The 17,626-nt window shown below is 75.3% G+C and carries 14 protein-coding genes and 1 pseudogene; 7 read left to right on the top strand and 8 right to left on the bottom strand.

The window, feature by feature from the left end; translation table 11 throughout:
- Positions 1 to 3: 3 nt before the first annotated feature.
- Together ACIBPB_RS25475 and ACIBPB_RS25470 are read left to right on the top strand one after the other, a co-directional pair.
- A complete protein-coding gene (locus tag ACIBPB_RS25475) occupies positions 4 to 450 on the top strand; it encodes an imidazolonepropionase-like domain-containing protein (RefSeq protein WP_396841972.1) in 447 nt (148 codons plus the stop codon).
- A gap of 189 nt (positions 451 to 639) precedes the next feature.
- Positions 640 to 1,542, top strand: coding sequence for a sulfurtransferase (locus ACIBPB_RS25470; protein WP_396841971.1), 903 nt, complete (start codon positions 640 to 642; stop codon positions 1,540 to 1,542).
- Positions 1,543 to 1,667: 125 nt separating this feature from the next.
- On the opposite strand, the gene ACIBPB_RS25465 is transcribed toward ACIBPB_RS25470, so the two are convergent.
- Positions 1,668 to 2,243: a TetR family transcriptional regulator gene (locus ACIBPB_RS25465; RefSeq protein WP_396841970.1), complete on the bottom strand. Its 576-nt coding sequence runs from the start codon at positions 2,241 to 2,243 to the stop codon at positions 1,668 to 1,670.
- 102 nt (positions 2,244 to 2,345) lie between these two features.
- On the opposite strand from ACIBPB_RS25465, the pseudogene ACIBPB_RS25460 reads away from it, so the two are divergent.
- A pseudogene (locus ACIBPB_RS25460) lies at positions 2,346 to 3,344 on the top strand (FAD-dependent oxidoreductase); the annotation flags it as partial.
- A gap of 22 nt (positions 3,345 to 3,366) precedes the next feature.
- On the opposite strand, the gene ACIBPB_RS25455 reads toward ACIBPB_RS25460, so the two are convergent.
- Complete coding sequence (locus ACIBPB_RS25455; RefSeq protein WP_396841969.1) at positions 3,367 to 4,782, bottom strand: MFS transporter; 1,416 nt, start codon at positions 4,780 to 4,782, stop codon at positions 3,367 to 3,369.
- A gap of 197 nt (positions 4,783 to 4,979) precedes the next feature.
- Here ACIBPB_RS25455 and ACIBPB_RS25450 point away from each other — a divergent pair, with 197 nt between their 5' ends.
- The 4 genes from ACIBPB_RS25450 (at position 4,980) to ACIBPB_RS25435 (ending at position 11,984) form a co-directional block, all read left to right on the top strand.
- Positions 4,980 to 6,767: an HSP90 family protein gene (locus tag ACIBPB_RS25450; protein WP_396841968.1), complete on the top strand. Its 1,788-nt coding sequence runs from the start codon at positions 4,980 to 4,982 to the stop codon at positions 6,765 to 6,767.
- Between the two features lie 2 nt (positions 6,768 to 6,769).
- Positions 6,770 to 9,661: a hypothetical protein gene (locus ACIBPB_RS25445; RefSeq protein WP_396841967.1), complete on the top strand. Its 2,892-nt coding sequence runs from the start codon at positions 6,770 to 6,772 to the stop codon at positions 9,659 to 9,661.
- Positions 9,662 to 9,908: 247 nt separating this feature from the next.
- On the top strand, positions 9,909 to 10,535 hold the full coding sequence (locus tag ACIBPB_RS25440; protein ID WP_396841966.1) for a TetR/AcrR family transcriptional regulator: 627 nt from the start codon (positions 9,909 to 9,911) through the stop codon (positions 10,533 to 10,535).
- A 93-nt stretch (positions 10,536 to 10,628) separates the two neighbouring features.
- Entirely contained in the window at positions 10,629 to 11,984 is a 1,356-nt protein-coding gene (locus tag ACIBPB_RS25435; RefSeq protein ID WP_396842013.1) for an acetyl/propionyl/methylcrotonyl-CoA carboxylase subunit alpha, read from the top strand.
- A 72-nt stretch (positions 11,985 to 12,056) separates the two neighbouring features.
- Here the strand turns inward: ACIBPB_RS25435 and ACIBPB_RS25430 are convergent, their stop codons facing one another.
- The 6 genes from ACIBPB_RS25430 to ACIBPB_RS25405 form a co-directional block, all read right to left on the bottom strand.
- Positions 12,057 to 13,223 (bottom strand): ABC transporter permease, encoded by a 1,167-nt coding sequence (locus ACIBPB_RS25430; RefSeq protein WP_396841965.1) that lies wholly within the window; start codon positions 13,221 to 13,223, stop codon positions 12,057 to 12,059.
- Between the two features lie 23 nt (positions 13,224 to 13,246).
- A complete protein-coding gene (locus tag ACIBPB_RS25425; protein WP_396841964.1) occupies positions 13,247 to 13,942 on the bottom strand; it encodes an ABC transporter ATP-binding protein in 696 nt (231 codons plus the stop codon).
- Positions 13,939 to 15,054, bottom strand: a complete 1,116-nt coding sequence (locus tag ACIBPB_RS25420; RefSeq protein WP_396841963.1) for a peptidoglycan-binding protein — start codon at positions 15,052 to 15,054, stop codon at positions 13,939 to 13,941. Before ACIBPB_RS25420 ends, ACIBPB_RS25425 begins: the two co-directional genes overlap by 4 nt.
- Positions 15,055 to 15,062: 8 nt before the next feature.
- The gene (locus tag ACIBPB_RS25415; RefSeq protein WP_396841962.1) at positions 15,063 to 15,677 is read right to left on the bottom strand and encodes a hypothetical protein; all 615 of its coding nucleotides are present in this window, start codon (positions 15,675 to 15,677) and stop codon (positions 15,063 to 15,065) included.
- Between the two features lie 74 nt (positions 15,678 to 15,751).
- Positions 15,752 to 16,999 (bottom strand): hypothetical protein, encoded by a 1,248-nt coding sequence (locus ACIBPB_RS25410; protein ID WP_396841961.1) that lies wholly within the window; start codon positions 16,997 to 16,999, stop codon positions 15,752 to 15,754.
- Positions 16,996 to 17,535 carry a SigE family RNA polymerase sigma factor gene (locus tag ACIBPB_RS25405; protein ID WP_396841960.1) on the bottom strand — a complete coding sequence of 180 codons (540 nt, stop codon included), beginning with the start codon at positions 17,533 to 17,535 and terminating at the stop codon, positions 16,996 to 16,998. Before ACIBPB_RS25405 ends, ACIBPB_RS25410 begins: the two co-directional genes overlap by 4 nt.
- Between the last annotated feature and the right edge of the window lie 91 nt (positions 17,536 to 17,626).

Raw genomic sequence — 17,626 nt, 5'->3', positions numbered from 1 at the left:
CCGGTGCGTACCCTCCACGTCGCGGACCTGCTGCGGCGCACGCCCGTCGACGAGCCGCGCCCCGGCCTCGCGGTGCTGGTGACCGGCGACCGGATCGAGGCCGTGGCGTCACCGGACGAGCTGACGGCGGCGTACCCCGGGGTGCGGGTGCGGCGGTGGGCCGGCACGCTCGGGCCGGCGCTGGTGCACGACGGGCCACTGCCGCCCGCGCCCAGCCCGCGCGAGCGGGTGCACGCGCTGTTCCGGCTCGGGGTCGCCGCGGTGCCCGGCACCCACCTGGCCGACCCCGCGCTGCGGGCCGCCGCCGCGCGCACCGGGCTGGCGGTGCTCGACCCGGCGGCGCCGCCGGAGCTGGCCGCCGGCCGGCGGGCCGACCTGGCCGTCTTCGCCGCGGACGGGACCTGCCTGGCCACCGTGGTCGCCGGCCGGCTGGTGCACCGCCGGGCCTGACCGTCGCGGCACCGGACACCCGGAGGCCTCGGCGGCGCCGTACCCGCCGACCGGTCCGTTGCCGTACGGCCATGGGGTTCCTCTGTGGTCGGCGGGTTCCGGGACTGTCACGTGCGGCGCGCCACATTCGCTGCACCCGATTTCGAGCAGTCCGGTTCGCCGGCCACGATCGGGCGTACCTTGGGGATCATGCCTGTGCCGAGCGATCCCAATCCCCACTTCCAGTCGTACGCCGACCCGCAGCGCCTGGTCACCACGGAGTGGCTGGCCGAGCACCTGGGCGACGAGGGCATCGTGGTGGTCGAGTCCGACGAGGACGTGCTCCTCTACGACACCGGCCACCTCCCGGGTGCCGTCAAGGTCGACTGGCACACCGAGCTGAACGACCAGGTCACCCGGGACTATCTGGACGCCAAGAGCTTCGCCGAACTCTGCGCCGCGAAGGGCATCGGCCGCACCGACACGGTGGTCTTCTACGGCGACAACTTCAACTGGTGGGCCGCGTACGCCCTCTGGGTCTTCACCCTCTTCGGCCACGCCGACGTGCGGCTGCTCGACGGCGGCCGGCAGAAGTGGATCGCCGAGGGGCGCGAGCTGACCAAGGAGAAGCCGGACCGGCCGCGCGCCGACTATCCGGTGCCGGAGCGGGACGACGCGCCGATCCGGGCGTACCGCGAGCAGGTGATGGCGCACGTGGCGGCCGGTCGGCCGCTGGTGGATGTCCGCTCACCGGGTGAGTACACCGGCGAGATGCTGCACATGCCGGCGTACCCGCAGGAGGGCGCGCTGCGCGGCGGGCACATCCCGGGCGCGGTGAACAAGCCGTGGAAGGCGGCCGCGAACGACGACGGCACCTTCAAGTCCGCCGAGGAGCTGCGGGCCATCTACACCGACCAGCTCGGGCTGAGCCCGTCGGACGACGTGGTGGCCTACTGCCGGATCGGCGAGCGGTCCAGCCACACCTGGTTCGTGCTGCACCACCTGCTGGGCTACCCGAACGTGCGCAACTACGACGGTTCGTGGACCGAGTGGGGCAACCTGGTCCGGGCTCCCGTCGCCAAGGGTGAGCAGCCGGGCGGCCTGACCGGCTGATCCGCCGGCGCCTGGGCGCGGTTCGCGGCAGGTCGTGGTGTTCCCGAGCCGGGACACCACGACCTGCCGCGTTTCGAGCCCGCCCGCGGACCCGGCCGGCCTGGCCCCTGGGCGGTGGCCGCCGATCAGGCCGGGACGGGTCCGGTGAGATAGCGCTGGAGGGTCGGCGCGACCCAGGCCGCCAGCTCGTCGGCGGCCATCTCGACCACCGGCGGCAGCCCGACGATGTAGCGGGCGAAGGCGAGGCCGAGGACCTGACTGGCCACCAGCCCGGCCCGGCGGGCGGTGAGCGCCGGGTCGGTGCCGAGCCGGGCCACCTCGGCGGCGAGCTGCTCGGCGAAGACTCCCCGCATGCGCTCGGCCGCGCCCGGGTTGGTGCTGGCGGCGCGGAGCAGGGCGGCGAGCGTCTCGTCGCCCTCCCAGCGGCGGAGGAAGTGCCGGGCGAGCGTCTCGCCGAGCCGGTCGGGCGGCACCGCGCCCAGGTCGGGTAGGCGCAGGTCGAACTCGGCGGCCGCCGCGAACAGGCCCTCCTTGCTGCCGTAGTAGCGCATCACCATGGACGGGTCGATCCGGGCGTCGGCGGCGATGGCCCGGATGGTGGCCCGGTCGTAGCCGTCGGCCGCGAAGCGTTCCCGGGCGGCGCGCAGGATGGCGGCCCGGGTGGCGTCGGAGCGGCGGGCGCGAGGAGCCGTGTCGGTCATGCCCACAACTGTAGGCCAACAAGCGTTGACATCGAAGTCGACCCGTGGCTACCGTTGTCAACAAGTGTTGGCAAACGGTCGTTGGCAAATCGGAGGTGGGCCATGTTGCCCGAGCGCACCGACGTCCTCGTGGTGGGAGCCGGCCCGACCGGCCTGGCCGTGGCCGTGGCCCTGGCCGAGCGCGGGGTGAGCGCCACCGTGGTCGACCGGCTCACCGCCCCGCCGGTCACCTCCCGGGCCGCGGTCGTCCACGCCGGCACCCTGGAGGTGCTCGACCGGATCGGGGCCGCCGCCCCGCTCGTCAGCCGTGGCCTGCCGGCCACCCGGTTCACCGTCCGGGACCGCGACCGGGTGCTGCTCAACATCCCCTTCGACCGGCTGCCGTCCCGCTACCCGTACGCGCTGATGGTGTCCCAGGCCGAGACCGAGGCGGTGCTCGCGGACCGGCTGGCCGCGCTCGGCGGCCGGGTGCTCCGGCCGTACACGCTGACCGGCCTGGCCGTCGACGGCGCCGGCGCCACCGCCCGCTTCACGGATGGTGCGCAGGTCCGGGCCCGTTGGGTGGTCGGCGCGGACGGCATGCACAGCAGCGTCCGCGAGCTGGCCGGCATCGATTTCGGCGGGGCCGCCGACCCGGGCGAGTCGTTCCTGCTCGCCGATGCCCGGGTGGAGAGCGCGCTGCCCCGGGACCAGACCGCGCTCTTCCTGGCGCGGCAGGGGCCGCTGGTCTGGGCGCCACTGCCGGACGGGGTGGTCCGGCTGGTCGCCGCGGTGCCCGACGCGCCGCGCGAACCGGACCGCGCCCGGTTCCAGGCGCTGCTCGACGAGCGCGGGCCGGCCCGCCGGCCGGACCGGATCACCGAGCTGCTCTGGACCTCCCGGTTCCGGGTCCACCACCGGATCGCCGGGGCGTACCGGTCCGGGCCGGTGCTGCTCGCCGGCGACGCCGCCCACGTGCACAGCCCGGCCGGCGGGCAGGGCATGAACCTCGGCCTCCGCGACGCGGTGGCCCTCGGCGACACGCTCGCCGCGGTGCTCGCCGGGCAGCCGGCGACCCTGCTCGACGGGTACGCCGCCGCCCGCCGGCCGCTCGCCGAGGAGGTGCTCGGCTTCGCCGACGGGCTCACCCGGCTCGCCACCGTGCCGGTCGCCGCACGCCCGCTGCGCAACCTGGTGTTCCGGGCTGTCTCGCTGCTGCCGCCGGCCCGGCAGCGGCTCGCCGTCCGGCTGGCCGGTTTCGAGCCGGACCGGCCGGCGGCCGCCCCGACCCGCCCAGCGTCCGCCACGTCCCGGCGGTGACCAGGAGGAAGACGCCGGCCGCCGCCCAACCCACCGGGGCCACCCCGTACGCCTGGCCGGCGAGCCCGGCGAGCGCCGCGCCCACCGGCGCGCTGGCCAGGCCGACCACCCGCTGGGCCGCACCCACCCGGCCGAGCAGTTCCGGCGGCACGTGCCGCTGCCCGTAGGCGGCCCAGAGGCTGTTCCACACCGTGCTGCCGGCGGCGAAGCAGGCCAGCGCGGCGCCCCCGGCCAGCGGGTGCCGGGCCGCCGCGAACCCGGTCAGCGCCACGGTCTGCGCCAGCAGCACCCCGCGTAGCGCCGGCAGGGTGCCGAACCGGGCCGCCAGCCGGCCGGCGACCAGCGCACCGACCAGCCCGCCGAGCACCACGCCGGCCATAAACAGCCCGTACCCGGCCGGCGGCACCCGCAGCACCTCGAGCGCATAGAGCACCAGCACCGCCATCAGCCCACTGATCGCCAGATTCGACCCCGCGGTCGCCACCGTCACCGTCCACAACACCCGGTCCCCCCGCACCCACCGCACCCCCTCCCACGCCTCCCCCCACACCGACCCCCGCGCGCCGCTGTCGCGTCCGTCGATCTTGGAGTTGTGGTTGGTCGTACACCCCTTTTCGCCGCTTTCGTCACCACCACAACTGCGAGATCGACGGACCGGGGTGGGGGGAGGGGTGGGGGTGAGGGCGAGGGTGAGGAGGGCGGCCAGGGCGAAGGTCAGGGCGTCGACCGTGAACGGGAGGGCCGCCGCCAGGGCGAAGAGGAGGCCGGCGAGGGGGGCGCCCAGGAAACCGCCGGCCACCGCCGTACCGGCCTGGAGGCGGCCGTTGGCGGTCGCCAGGGCGGCGGGCGGCACCAGCGACGGCAGCATCGCGAACGAGGCGGCGTCGAAGAGCGTGCCGAGCGTGGCCAGCAGGAAGGCGACCGCCGCCAGCACGGCGATCCCGGCCCGTCCGGTGCCGACCAGCACCGCCAGGGCGGCCACCAGCACCGCCCGGGCGCCGTCCACCACGGCCATCGTCCGGCGCCGGTCCCAGCGGTCCGCGTACGCGCCGCCGAGCAGCCCGAACAGCAGCGGCGGGAGCTGACCGGCCACGGTCACCGCGGCGATCGCCCGGGGATCGCGGGTCAGCGCCACGGCCAGCAGGGCCAGCGCCGGCGTACGCAGGGCGTCGCCGAACCGGGAGGCGACGGCGGCGGACCAGAGCAGCCGGTAGTTCCGGCCGAGCACGGAGGTGGTCATGCCGACCGACCCTGGAGCCTGAACCGGGTCGAGGGTCAACCGGGCCTCGACGGGGACGGACGCCGTCGGCCGTGGCCGGTACGGTGAGAGCTCCCCGCCGACGGCTCCGCTGACGCCCGCACTCCGCCCACCGGTTCGCGCAGCCCCGGCACCGCACGACTCCGAGGCACACCCAGGTAACCCGAGCGGGAGCACGATTGGACCGGACCTTCCAGGTCGACCTCCGGGGTGTGGTCGACCTGCTCAGTCACCACCTCTACGGCAGCCCCCGGGTGTACGTCCGGGAGCTGCTGCAGAACGCCGTCGACGCGATCACCGCGCGCCGGGCCACCGAGCCGGACGCCCCGGCCCGGGTCCGGATCGAGCCACCCGAGCTGACCGGCGACGGCACGCTGCGGGTGCACGACACCGGCGTCGGCCTCACCGAGGCCCAGGTGCACGAGCTGCTGGCCACCATCGGCCGCAGCTCCAAACGCGACGAGCTGGGCTTCTCCCGCCACGAGTTCCTCGGCCAGTTCGGCATCGGGCTGCTCTCCTGCTTCCTGGTGGCCGACGAGATCCGGGTGCTCACCCGGCACGCCGACCAGCCCACCGTGCGCTGGACCGGCTGGTCCGACGGGCGGTACGCGGTCGAGGTCGCCAGTCCCGACCAGGCCCGCGACGAGCCCGGCACCACGGTGACCCTGGTGCCCCGGCGCGACGCCGACCAGTGGTTCGGGACGCCCACGGTGACCGAGCTGGCCCGCCTCTACGGCAGCCTGCTGCCGGTCGACGTCCGGGTCGGCGACACCCCCACCACCACCGGCCCACCGCCCTGGCCGGCCGCGCCCGGCCGGCCCGTCGACCGGCCCGCCCTGCTCCGGTACGCGCGGGACGTCCTCGGTTTCGTCCCGTTCGACGTGGTGCCGCTGGCGGTGCCCGAGGCGGGGCTGACCGGGGTGGCGTTCATCCTGCCCACCGCGGTGAACCCGGCCGCCCGGGCCGGGCACCGGGTCTACCTCAAGCGGATGCTGCTCACCGAGCACGCCGACGCGCTCCTGCCCGACTGGGCGTTCTTCGCCCACTGCGTGGTCGACGCCAGCGAGCTGCGCCCCACCGCCAGCCGCGAGGCGCTCTACGAGGACAGCCTGCTCATCGCCACCCGGGACGCCCTCGGCGACCAGATCCGCGGCTGGCTGGTCCGGCTGGCCACGCACGACCCGCGCCGGCTCGCCGAGTTCCTCCAGGTGCACCACCTGGGCGTCAAGGCGCTCGCCCTGCACGACGACGAGATGCTCCGCCTGGTCGACCAGTGGTGGCCGATGGAGACCAACGTCGGCACCCTCACGCTGGCCGAGTTCCGCCAGCGGCACGGTCTGCTCCGCTACGCCGCCAGCCTCGACGAGTTCCGCCAGCTCGCCGCCGTGGCGGCGGCGCAGGACCTGGCCGTGGTCAACGGCGGCTACACGTACGACACCGAGCTGATCGAGCGGCTGCCCACGGTGGACCGGTCGGTGCTCATCGAACGGCTGGAGCCGAGCGACCTCACCACCCGCTTCGACACCCTCGACCCGGCCACCGAGCTGGCCCTGCGGCCATTCCTCGCCGGGGCGCAGCGGGCCCTGGAGCGGCTCGGCTGCGAGGTGGTGGTCCGGGCGTACGACCCGGTCTCGCTGCCCGCGCTCTACCTGGTCTCCCGCTCGGCCGCCTTCCAGGACCAGCTCGCCGCCAGCCGCGACAAGGCCGACGAGCTGTGGGGCGGGGTGCTCGACGCGCTGGCCGCCACCAGCCCGCCGGACCGGCCCCAACTGGTGCTCAACCACCGCAACCCGCTGGTCCGCCGGGTCACCACGCTGACCGACCCGGAGCTGGTCGGGCTCGCCGTCGAGGCGCTCTACGGGCAGGCCCTGCTGCTCGGCCACCACCCGATCCGCGCGGCCGACGCCGCCCTGCTGAACAATTCCTTCCTCGGCCTGCTCGGCCGGGCCGTACCGGGACAGGAGTGACCGTGACCGACGACGACCTCTGGCGGGTGCTCTACGACATCGACAAGATGCCGTACGGGCCGGGGCAGATCGCCGCGTTGGAGCAACTGCTCCGCCGGGCCGACGCCGGCGACGACCGGCACCTGGCCTTCGCCGCCCGGATCATCGGCACCACCGCGTACGTCTACGGCGGCGAGCCGGCCAAATCGTTCGTCACCTTCTCCTGGTGCCTGGGCGAGTACGACCGCGACCCGCAGCCCTACCACGAGCGCTACACCCACCAGCTCTTCTGGTTCTTCAAGTACATGGTCACCGCCATGCTGAAGTTCCCCGAGCTGCCGCTCGACCGCACCTACGCGGTGCTCGACGACATGGAGCGGCGCTACCGGGAGTCCGGGCACAGCCTCCAGGCCGTACACAAGCACCGCTACCTGGTCGCCGCGCACCTCGGCGCCGAGGAGGAGGCGGCGGAGTGGTACCGGCGCTGGCTGACCACGCCCCGGGACGCGCTCTCCGACTGCGCCGGCTGCGACCCCACCACCCAGGTGGCGCACCTGGCCCGGGTGGGCCGGCACGAGGAGGCGGTGGCGCTGGCCGAGCCGGTGCTCGCCGGCCGGTTGAGCTGCACCGAACAGCCGCAGGCGATCCTCACCGCGCTGCTCACGCCCTACCGGGAGACCGGCCGGCTCGACGCCGCGCGGGACGCCCACCGGGAGGCGTACCGGCGGCTGCGCGGGCGCCTCTCCGACCTGTGGGACATCGCCGACCACGTCGAGTTCTGCACCGTCACCGGCAACGAGACGCGCGCCCTGGAGTTGGTCGAACGGCACCTCGACTGGCTGGACCGGGCACCCACCCCGGCCGCCGCCATGCACTTCGCGGCCGCCGCCGCGGCGGCGCTGCGCCAGGTGCCCGGCGAGCTGACCGTGCACCGCCGGGCCGCCGGGGAGCGGCCCGCCGCGGACGTACCGGTGGCCACGCTCGCCGGGGAACTGGCCGGCGTCGCCACCACGCTGGCCGAGCGCTTCGACGCCCGCAACGGCACCCGGCACCAGTCGGAGCTGATCGCCCGGCGGCTCGCCGCCGCGCCGGCCGGCCCACACGTGCCGCTCTCGGCCAGCCTGCGCCGCCAGCCGGTGCCCGCGCCGCGTACCGGCGGGTCGGCCCCGGCCGCGCCAACCCCGGTCAGCGTGCCGGCGCAGGCCGGCCCGGACGAACTGCTGGCCCTTGCCGACGACTACTGGCGGCGGCACCGGCGCGACGGGCTGGTCGCCGCGCTGCGCGCCTACGACGAGCGGTACGCCGACGCCGACCTGCCCGCGGCCACCCGGGCCTGGCGGCTGGAGCTGCGCGCCGGCGAGCTGAACGAGGGCGGCGATGACGAGATCGCCGCGGCCATCGAGGCGAACCGGGCCGCCCTGGCCGCCTGGCGGGCGGTGCCGGACCCGGTTCGGGCGCAGGTGGTGGCGGGCCGGCTGGGCGCCCTGCTCTGCACCACCGACGAGGGCGCGGCCGAAGGGCTGGCCCTGACGCGGGAGTCGGCCGAGCAGCTCGCCGCGCACGGTGACCAGCGGGAACGCGCCGCCGCCCAGGACCGGTTGGCGCTGGCGTACGTGCACCGGGGTCAGTGGGCGGAGGCGCTCGACGCGCTCGACCGGGCCGCCACCGAGGCCGACGTCGACCCGTGGCTGGCCGGCCGCGTCGCGCTGCACCGCACCCACGTGCTGGAGCAGCTGTCCCGGGCCGACGAGTTCCGGGCCGCCGCGGCGCAGGCCCGGGAACTCGTCCGCGAGCTGGGCGACGGCGAACTGCTGGCCGCCGCCTGCCTGGCGTACGCCCGATCGGTCGACGACCCGGCCGAGGCCGTCACGGCCTGCGACGAGGCGCTGGCGTCCGCCCCGCCCGGCGTACGGCTGCCGGTCCGGGTGACCCGGGGCCGGGCACTGCTCGCCGCCGACCGCGCCGGCGAGGCGGTCGACGACCTCGCCGAGGCGGTCACCCTCTGCGTCGAGCAGGGCCTGCCGGGGGACGCGCTGCTGCGCTGGGAGCTGGCGGACGCCTACCGCGCGGCCGGGCGGCTGAGCGAGGCCGCCGAGGTGGCCGAGGAGGCGGTGCTCGGGCTGGACCGGGATGGCGCGCAGGCCGAGGCCGACCGGTGCCGGCACCTGCTGGCCGGCATCTACCAGGCGCTCGGCGAGATCGACGCCGCGCTCGCCCTGCTCGCCCAGCTCGCCGAGAACCTGGACGGGCCGGACAATCTCCCGCACCGTGCCCAGGTGCTGGAGGAGGCCGGCGGGATCCTCTACGACGCCGACCGGGACGCCGTGGCCGCGCAGCGGTTCGCGGCGGCGGCGTCCGCGTACCGGCTGGCCGGGCACCCCGTGGACGAACTGCGGGCCCGGCGGCGGGAACTCCTGGCCCTGCACTGGTCCGGTGACCTGCCGGCGGCAGCCGCCGCGATCGAGGTCGTCGACGCGGCCGCGGCGGCGCTCGACGCCCGGCCCGACGGTGGTGGCCAGGCCGACCGCGACGACCACGGCACCGCCGGGTCCGGCGAGCCGCCCGTGGTGACGTACGAGCGGGCGATGGCCGCCGACGCGGTGGCCCGGGTGCTGGCCGCCGAGGACCGGTTGACCGCCGCGCTCGATCGGGTCGCCGGCTTGCCGGACCGGCTCCGGTCGATCGAGGCGTTCGGCGAGGCGGCGCAGGTGGAGGTCTTCACCGGGGAGTTGCTGCTCCGGGACGAGCGGCCCGCCGACGCGGAGCGGCTGCTGCGCCAGGTGCTGGGCGGGCTGCCCGCCGGCTCCCGCCCGGCCACCCAGGCCGCGTGGCTGCTGGCCCGGGCCCTGGACGACCTCGGCCGCCCCGCCGACGCGGCGAAGATCCGCGCCGACCACGGCATCGAGGAAAACTAACCAGCGCCTCAACCACCCCCGCCCCGCCCCACCCAGCCCTCAACCCGCCCAGCCCTCGGTCCACCCCACCCCATTCCGCCTCCACCCCACTCCGCCCGCTGCCCGTCGCAGCCTCCGTCCCTGCCACCGACCACCACACGTGGGCGGCGGAAGATGCGGTCCGGGTCGGGGTGGCGGGTGGTGATGTGAGGCGACCGACGGGTAACCAAGGCCCCACCATGCCGTGGGTGAGGTCTAGGCTGGCCCGGTGGCGGTGGAACAGCAGGCGCGAGGCGCGGCGAACGGCGCGACGGGTGCGAGCCGGCGTCGGTCCCGGCGCGACGAGATCCTGGAGATCGCGGTCGGGCTCTTCGCGGCCCGCGGCTACCACGGCGTGTCGATGGACGACATCGGTGCGGCCGCCGGGGTGACCGGGCCGGCGCTCTACCACCACTTTGCCGGCAAGGAGGCGATGCTGGTCGCCGCGCTGATCCCGGTCAGCGAAGGGCTGCTCGCCGGTGGCAAGGAGCGGGCCGCGGGCCACCCGGACGACCCGCGCGGCACGCTGGAGTCGCTGATCGACTTCCACGTCGACTTCGCGCTGGCCAATCCGGCCGTGATCGCCCTGCACCTGCACGAGCTGGACCGCCTCCCGGACGAGCCGCGCCGCCGGATCCGCCGGCTCCAGCGGATGTACGTCGAGGAGTGGGTGACCGTGCTGACCGCGCTGCACCCGGGGCTGCCGGACGGCGAGGCGCGGGTGCTCGCGCACGCGGCGTTCGGCCTGATGAACTCCACCCCGTTCCTCGGTGGCGAGGTGGACCGCCGGCGCCGGGCCGAGTTGCTGCGGGGGGCGGCCCTGGCCGCGCTGCTCGCCCCGACCGACCCCGCCTGACCGAGGCCGCCTTAACGCCCGTTAAGCGGGCGCGCCGTCCGCGTGCTAAGAAGAGGCCCCTGCTATGCAAGAAGCGTGAGAGGGGACCCTTCCTTGTTCGAGTCGCTGTTGGTGGCCAACCGGGGCGAGATCGCGCGCCGGATCATCCGTACCGCGAAAAGGCTCGGGATCCGGACGATCGCCGTGCATTCGGAGGCCGACGCCGGCCTGCCCTTCGTGACCGAGGCCCACCAGGCGGTCTGCGTCGGCCCGGCCAACCCGGCGCTCAGCTACCGCAACGTCGAGGCGATCCTCGCCGCCGCGACGTCGACGGGTGCCCAGGCGATCCACCCCGGCTACGGCTTCCTGTCCGAGAACGCGGAGTTCGCCCGTACCGTCGAGGCCAGTGGGTTGAGCTGGGTCGGGCCCGGCGCGGACGCGATCAGCGCGATGGGCGACAAGATCAACGCGCGGAACCTGATGGCCGCGGCCGGGGTGCCGGTCGCGCCCGGCAGCACCGAGCCGGCGGCGGACCTGGCCGCGGCGGTCGCCGCCGCCGCGGAGGTCGGCTACCCGGTGATGGTCAAGGCCGCCGCCGGCGGTGGCGGCATGGGCATGGGCGTGGCGACCGACGAGGCCGGGCTGCGCACCGAGTACGACAAGGTCCGCTCGTTCGCCGAGCGGATGTTCGGCGACGGCTCGGTGCTGATCGAGCGCTACTTCCCCCGGGTACGCCACGTCGAGGTGCAGATCCTCGGCCTGGCCGACGGCCGGGTGGTGGCCCTCGGCGAGCGCGAGTGCTCGGTGCAGCGCCGCAACCAGAAGCTGGTCGAGGAATCCCCGTCCCCGGCGGTCTCCCCGGAGCTGCGCGAGCGTTTCCTCGCCGCGGCGGTCCGGGCCGGGGAGGCGGTCGGCTACCGCAACGCCGGCACGGTGGAGTGCCTGCTCGACCCCACCACCGGCGATGGTCCCGGCACCGAGGAGTTCTTCTTCCTGGAGATGAACACCCGGCTCCAGGTCGAGCACCCGGTCACCGAGTACGTCTACGGCGTCGACCTGGTCGAGGAGCAGTTGCGGGTGGCCGCCGGCCTGGCACCCACCTTCGACCCGGACGCGCTCGCCCCGCGCGGGCACGCCATCGAGCTGCGGATCAACGCGGAGGACCCGAAGCGGTTCCTGCCCGGTCCGGGCGCGATCACCACCTGGAACGAGCCGTCCGGTACGGGCGTCCGGGTCGACTCCGGCTACGTCGCAGGCAACACCGTCACCCCGTTCTACGACAGCCTGATGGCCAAGCTGATCGTGAGCGGGGCCACCCGTGACGAGGCGGTGGAGCGGGCCAGGGGCGCGGTGGCGCAGTTCGAGATCGCCGGCCCGAAGAACAACCTGCCCTTCTTCGCCGAACTGCTGGAGAACCCCGAGTTCCTCTCCGGCGACTACGACACCGGCATCGTCGGTCGGATGCGCTGACCGGGGCGCCGCCCCGGGGCCGCCGCGTGGTCCCAGCCCGGTTGCTCCCCGGGCTGGGACCTGACCCGTCGGTCACAGCCCGGCGAGCGCCGTGGTCGGTGCCAGCCGGCTCGCCCGGATCGCCGGGTAGAGCCCGGCGACCGCGCCGATCAGCAGGGTCGCCGCCACGCCGCCGGCCATCCCCCAGGCGGGCACCACCGTGGGCCAGCCCTGGCTGTACGCGTACAGCGCGGTGATGCCGATGCCGAGCAGCGTGCCACCGGTCCCCCCGAGCGCGGAGAGCAGCAACGACTCGGCGAGGAACTGGATCCGGATCTGCCGCCGGGTGGCGCCGAGCGCCCGACGCAGCCCCACCTCGGCGCGACGCTGCAACACCGAGATCACCATGGTGTTGGCGACGCCGACCCCACCGACCAGGAGCGCGACGGCGCCCAGCCCCAGCAGCAACCCGTTGAGCGCGGTGCTGGTGGCCTGCCGGGCGGCCAGCGCGTCGGAGGGGCGGGACACCGCCACCTCGTTCGGTGCGGGCGGGTTGGCGGTGCGACCCAGCACCGAGCGCACCGCCGCGACCTGGCTCTGCACCGCGCGGACGTAGATCCGGGTCGGACGGCCGTCGAAGTCCAGGTACCGCTGGGCCGCCGGCCAGCCCACCAGCGCCGCCGAGTCCAACTCCTCGGCCAGCGGTACGGGCGCCAGGATGCCCACCACGACGAACCACTCCCCGCCGAGCCACACCCGGTATCCCACCCCCGGCACGTCCAGCCGCCGGGCCGCGGTGGTGCCCAGCACCACCGTGGGGAAGGCCGCGGTCGCGGCCGTGAACCAGGAACCGGCGTGTACCGTGCCGCCGACGGTGCCGAGCAGGTCCGACCGGGCGGCGAACACCGCGATGCTGCCCGTCTGGCCGGCCGGCACGTGATCGTTGCGGTAGACGGACCGGTCGATCGCGGCGATCGCGCTGACCGACTCCACCGGCCGGATCCGGGCGACCATCGCCACCGACTCCGCGGGCAGGACGGCCTGCTGCCCGGTCCGGGTCTCGCCGGGAGCCGCGGTGAGCAGGTTGGTGCCGAGCCGGTCCAGCGTCCGGTCCAGTTCGGCGCGACTGGAGGTGGAGATGCCCACCACCGACAGCATCGCCGCGATGCCGATGGCGATGCCCAACGCGGAGAGGAACACCCGCAGCGGATGGGTCCGCAGGCCGGTCGCGCCGAGCCGGGCCACGTCGGTGGGGCTCAACCGGCCGGGTCTGAGCCTCCCCGTCACGACCGCACCGCCGGCAGCGGGCCGGAGTCGTGCACCACCCGGCCGTCGCGCAGCATGACCTGACGGGGCAGGTCGGCCGCGAGCTGCCGGTCGTGGGTGATGACCAGGACAGTGGTGCCGAGGGTGTGCAGGTCGCGCAGCAGCGCCAGCACCGACGCCCCGGAGGCGGAGTCGAGGTTGCCGGTGGGCTCGTCGGCGAGCAGGAGCGCGGGTTCGCCGACGACCGCCCGGGCGATCGCGACCCGCTGCCGCTCACCTCCGGACAGCTCGTGCGGCCGGTGCCCGAGCCGGTGGCCGAGACCGACCCGGACCAGCGCGGACTCGGCGCGCCGCCGCCGCTGCCGGCGGGGTACGCCGGCGTAGAGCAGCCCGTCGGCCACGTTGTCCAGCACCGGTACGCCGGCGGCCAGGTGGAACTGCTGGAACACGAAGCCGATCCGGCGGCTGCGCAGCGCGGACAGCTCCCGGTCGGTGAGCGACGAGACGTCGTGTCCGTCGATCCGGACCGTGCCCGACGACGGGCGGTCGAGCGTGCCGATCAGGTGCAGCATCGTGGACTTGCCGGACCCGGAGGGGCCGACGACGGCGACGAGTTCGCCGTGGTCGATGCGCAGGTCGACGGTACGCAGGGCGGTCACCCCGCCCGGGTAGCTGCGCGACACACCGGACAGTTCGACGACCGGTCGGCTCATCCGGGCACTCCCACCGACAGTCCCTCGGTCAGGCCGGTGCCCTGCACCTCGACCCGCCCGTCGGCGAAGAGCCCCACCTGCACCGCCACGATCCGGGTGCCGCCCGGATCGGTCACCTCCACGCCGTAGCCGCCCTCGGCGAGGGCCAGCAGCGAGGTGACGGGAACGGTGAGCACCTTCTTGCGCTCCTGCGCCACGTACCGGACGTCGACCCCGGCACCGGCCAGCCCGCCCAGCGCCTTCTGGTCGGTGACGGCGATGGTGACCTGGACGGCCGCCCCGCCGGTGCCGGGACGCTCCGGGTCGGGTGCCGCCCGGCCGCCGGGCGCGGCCGGTGCGGGCGGCCCGACCGCGCTGACCTGCCCGGCCACCGAGGTGCCGGTGGGCAGGGTCACCGTGACCCGGGTGCCCTTCGTCGCCCACCCGGCCTCCGCGGCCTGCGCGGACACCGTGACCATCCGGGTGTTGCCGGTGTACGACAGCACGTCGCCGGTCGCGTTCGCGCCCACCCGGGTGAGCCGCTGCGCGATGCGGACGGGACCCGGGGTGTAGAGCACCCGGCTCCGGTCGACCGCGCCGGTCTCCGGAAGCTCAAGGTCCTTCTGCCAGCGCTTCACGGCGCCGGCGGTGCTGGCGGAGAACTCCTCGTCCACCGTGAAGCCGCGATAGCCGAGGGCGGCCAGGTTCCGTTCGAACTGCCGCACGTCCGAGCCCCGCACGCCCGTGCTCAGCGGCCGGTACATGGGCAGGAAGCCGTAGAGCAGCACCACCGGCAGCTCGTCGGCGCGCAGCAGGGCCTCGCCACGCCGGACGGTGGTGCCGACCTCGGGCAGCCAGGTCACCGTGCCGGCGGCGGCCGAGGTGAGCGGTGCGGCCGGTCCGTACCCCAGCTCGCCGGCCAGCGTCACGGTCTTGACCAGCGTCTGCCGGGTCACCGTGGCGGTCGCGGCCGGTCCGGTGCGGCGCGCGACCGGCTGGTCCGCGCCGCGCCCGCCGAGGCCGAGGGTCGCGGCACCGGTCACCGCCAGGGTCGCGAGCACCAGCCCGGCCCCCGCCACGACCCGCAGCCGCCGCCGTGCCGGGCCGCCGGGGGACGGTTCGGTCGAGTCCATCGGTCCGCTCATCCCTTGGCGGTGGCGTTCGGATCGGGGGTGGTCGAGGGTTTGCCGTCGAGGACCGGATTGCAGATCTGGCCGGCCCGGAAGTTGGCCGCCGCCTGCTGGTCACTCATCGGGCCGCCGCCGGTCTCCCGCGGCCAGTTGCCGTCGGGGCCTGGGTCGGGGAAGTCCGGCACGCCGTTGTCCCGCATGCACCCAGCGTAGGCGCGGCGGTGCCGGATCTCCTCGGCCGTCCAGACCACCTTCTCCTCCAGGTCCGCCGGAACCTCCATGGCGTACTTCGCGCACGCCAGCTGGGCGGCGGTCCATTTCGGGTCGGCCTTCTTCGGCGCACCGGGCGCACGCAGGTCGACGAAGCCCTTGGCGTCCGGATCCGGCAGGTCGAAGCCCTGTTCCCGCAGACACCCGACCCACTGGCGTTGCGCCTCGACGTACCGGGCGACGGCCCCGCCGCCCGGGCTGGCCGACTGCGCGGGCTGGGCGCCGGGGGTGCCGGCGGTGGCCACCTGCGGCGCCGCGCCGTCTCCGCCGCACCCGGCGAGTGCCAGGAGCAGCGCGGCGGTGCCGAGACCGCCGGCGAACGGCCGGCGCCGGCGGAGCCGATCGTGATAGATCATTTGTTTCCCTCTCATATCGGGTGCGAGGAGGACGCGCGTCATGGCGGCACGTCGACGTTCGGGGTGGAAGGTCCTCAGCGGTCGGTGATCGGCGACCAGTGCCAGCCGTCGGTGGACCCGTACAGCACGTTGGCGGGGCCGTCGATCGCGTAGAACCGGCCGTCCCGGGTACGCCGGACCGGGCCGGCCGTGGCCGGCAGGCCGGCCAGCTCGACCGACCGGTACGCGCCGCCGCCGCGAGCCGCCCAGTAGCGGTAGCCGAAGGTGTGCCGGTCGTCGGGCTGGAAGAGCACGTGGCTGCCGTCGGCGGCGACGAACGACCCGTACCCGTTCGTCCCGGGCGGGATCTCATCGGTGTCGGTGAGCCGCTGCCAGCCGTCGCCGGTGGTACCGCCGGTGAGGCGATAGACCGCCACGGCGCGCTCGCCGGCGGCGACGGCGTACACCCGCTTTCCGCCGCCGTCCACCGCGAGCGACAGCGGCTGACAGCCGGCGTCCGGGCAGGACGGCGCGTCCCGGAAGACGTGGCTGGCCCAGGTGCGGCCGGCATCCGCGCTCACCGCGACCGCGGGCCGGCCGGTCGCCGGCTCGCGTCCCGGTATCCAGAGCCGGCCGGACCGCCCGTCGATCCGCAGGCCGTCCGGCTGCACCAGCAGGGCTGGTTGCTGGGACAGGGGTGCGACCCGGTACGACTCCGGTTCCACCACCTGCACGGTGCAGGACGCTCCGGCCGTCTCCGGCCAGCAGATCGCCGTACCACCGTCCGGCACCGCGCCCACCGGGGGCGACTCCTGCGCCCGGCGCCAGTGCCGACCGCCGTCCGTGCTGATCATCAGGCTGGTGCCGGTCGCTCCCGGCTGATCGGGCGGTGCGGCCGTGATCAGGACATCGGGGCCGAGCACCGCCATCGGGCCGAGCCCTGTCGGCGTGCCCCGGTCGGTCCAGCTGCGGCCGCCGTCATCGGACCCGCTCAGGTGGGCGAGGGACTTGTCGCAGGTGCCCGGCGTGGTGCAGGTCGACAGCAGGTAGAGGTGCCGCGCGTCGGCGGTGTCGACCCACTGCAACCGCTGCCCGGGGCGCTCGCCGGCGCTCGCCGGCGCGCCGGCACCGCCCGCCACCGGCGGTTCGTCGCCGGCGGGCCGGGGCGTGGCCAGCAGCGACGCGGCCAGTACGGCGGTCGCCGCGACCGCCGGGAGAGCGGCCACCGCCAGTCGCCGGCGGCGCCACCGGCGGCGACCCGCGGTGTACACCTCGTCCGCCAGCAGCCGGCTCGGCGGTGCCGAGCCGGCCGCCTCCTCGAACAACTCACGCAGTCCGGTCATGGCGTTCCCTCCGTAGCGCCGGCGAGGGCGGGCACGGCGTCGCCCAGGATCTGGCGCAGCGCGGCGAGACCGCGCGCCGTCTGGCTCTTGACCGTGCCCTCCGAGCAGCCCAGCGCCGCGGCCGTCTCGGCCACGTCCAGGCCCTGGTAGAACCGACAGATCAGGGTCACCCGTTGGCGGGGTGGCACGTGGCGCAGCGCCTGGGCGAAGACCATCCGGCGGGTCGCCGCCTCCGCGTCGTCGTCGGGACCGGCCAGGTCCGGCGTCTCCGCGACGCTGCGCTCGCGGCGTCGCCACACCCGCCGGGTCTCGGACAGGTAGGTCCGCACCAGGCAGGTCCGGACGAACGCGTCGAGGGCCTCCGGGTCGCGGATCCGGTGCCAGCTCGCGGCGACCCGGATGAAGGCGGCCTGGGCGAGGTCGTCCGCCCAGTGCCAGTCCCCGCACATCAGGTAGGCGGTACGCCGGACCACCTCACGCCGGGCAGCGAAGTAGTCGCTGAACTGGCGCCGGCCCTCGTCGTCGTCGCTTCGCATCCCGCTCCCTTCACGGATAGGTGCACACGCGAAGCCCGATCGGTTGCACGGGTGGGCGGGATTGTTCTGCCGGATGTCGCCCGGTACCGCC

The sequence above is a fragment of the Micromonospora sp. NPDC049836 genome (genome assembly GCF_044465125.1).
Lineage (GTDB): Bacteria > Actinomycetota > Actinomycetes > Mycobacteriales > Micromonosporaceae > Micromonospora.
Note: the sequence above shows the minus strand (reverse complement) of the source record. Positions and strands in the feature narration are given on the sequence as shown.

Bases quoted from the DNA above. Each gene is read 5' to 3' on its own strand.
- ACIBPB_RS25470 (WP_396841971.1), top strand. From the start codon at position 640: ATGCCTGTGCCGAGCGATCCCAATCCCCACTTCCAGTCGTACGCCGAC.
- ACIBPB_RS25465 (WP_396841970.1), bottom strand. From the start codon at position 2,243: ATGACCGACACGGCTCCTCGCGCCCGCCGCTCCGACGCCACCCGGGCC.
- ACIBPB_RS25455 (WP_396841969.1), bottom strand. From the start codon at position 4,782: ATGACCACCTCCGTGCTCGGCCGGAACTACCGGCTGCTCTGGTCCGCC.
- ACIBPB_RS25425 (WP_396841964.1), bottom strand. From the start codon at position 13,942: ATGAGCCGACCGGTCGTCGAACTGTCCGGTGTGTCGCGCAGCTACCCG.
- ACIBPB_RS25420 (WP_396841963.1), bottom strand. From the start codon at position 15,054: ATGGACTCGACCGAACCGTCCCCCGGCGGCCCGGCACGGCGGCGGCTG.
- ACIBPB_RS25415 (WP_396841962.1), bottom strand. From the start codon at position 15,677: ATGATCTATCACGATCGGCTCCGCCGGCGCCGGCCGTTCGCCGGCGGT.
- ACIBPB_RS25410 (WP_396841961.1), bottom strand. From the start codon at position 16,999: ATGACCGGACTGCGTGAGTTGTTCGAGGAGGCGGCCGGCTCGGCACCG.
- ACIBPB_RS25405 (WP_396841960.1), bottom strand. From the start codon at position 17,535: ATGCGAAGCGACGACGACGAGGGCCGGCGCCAGTTCAGCGACTACTTC.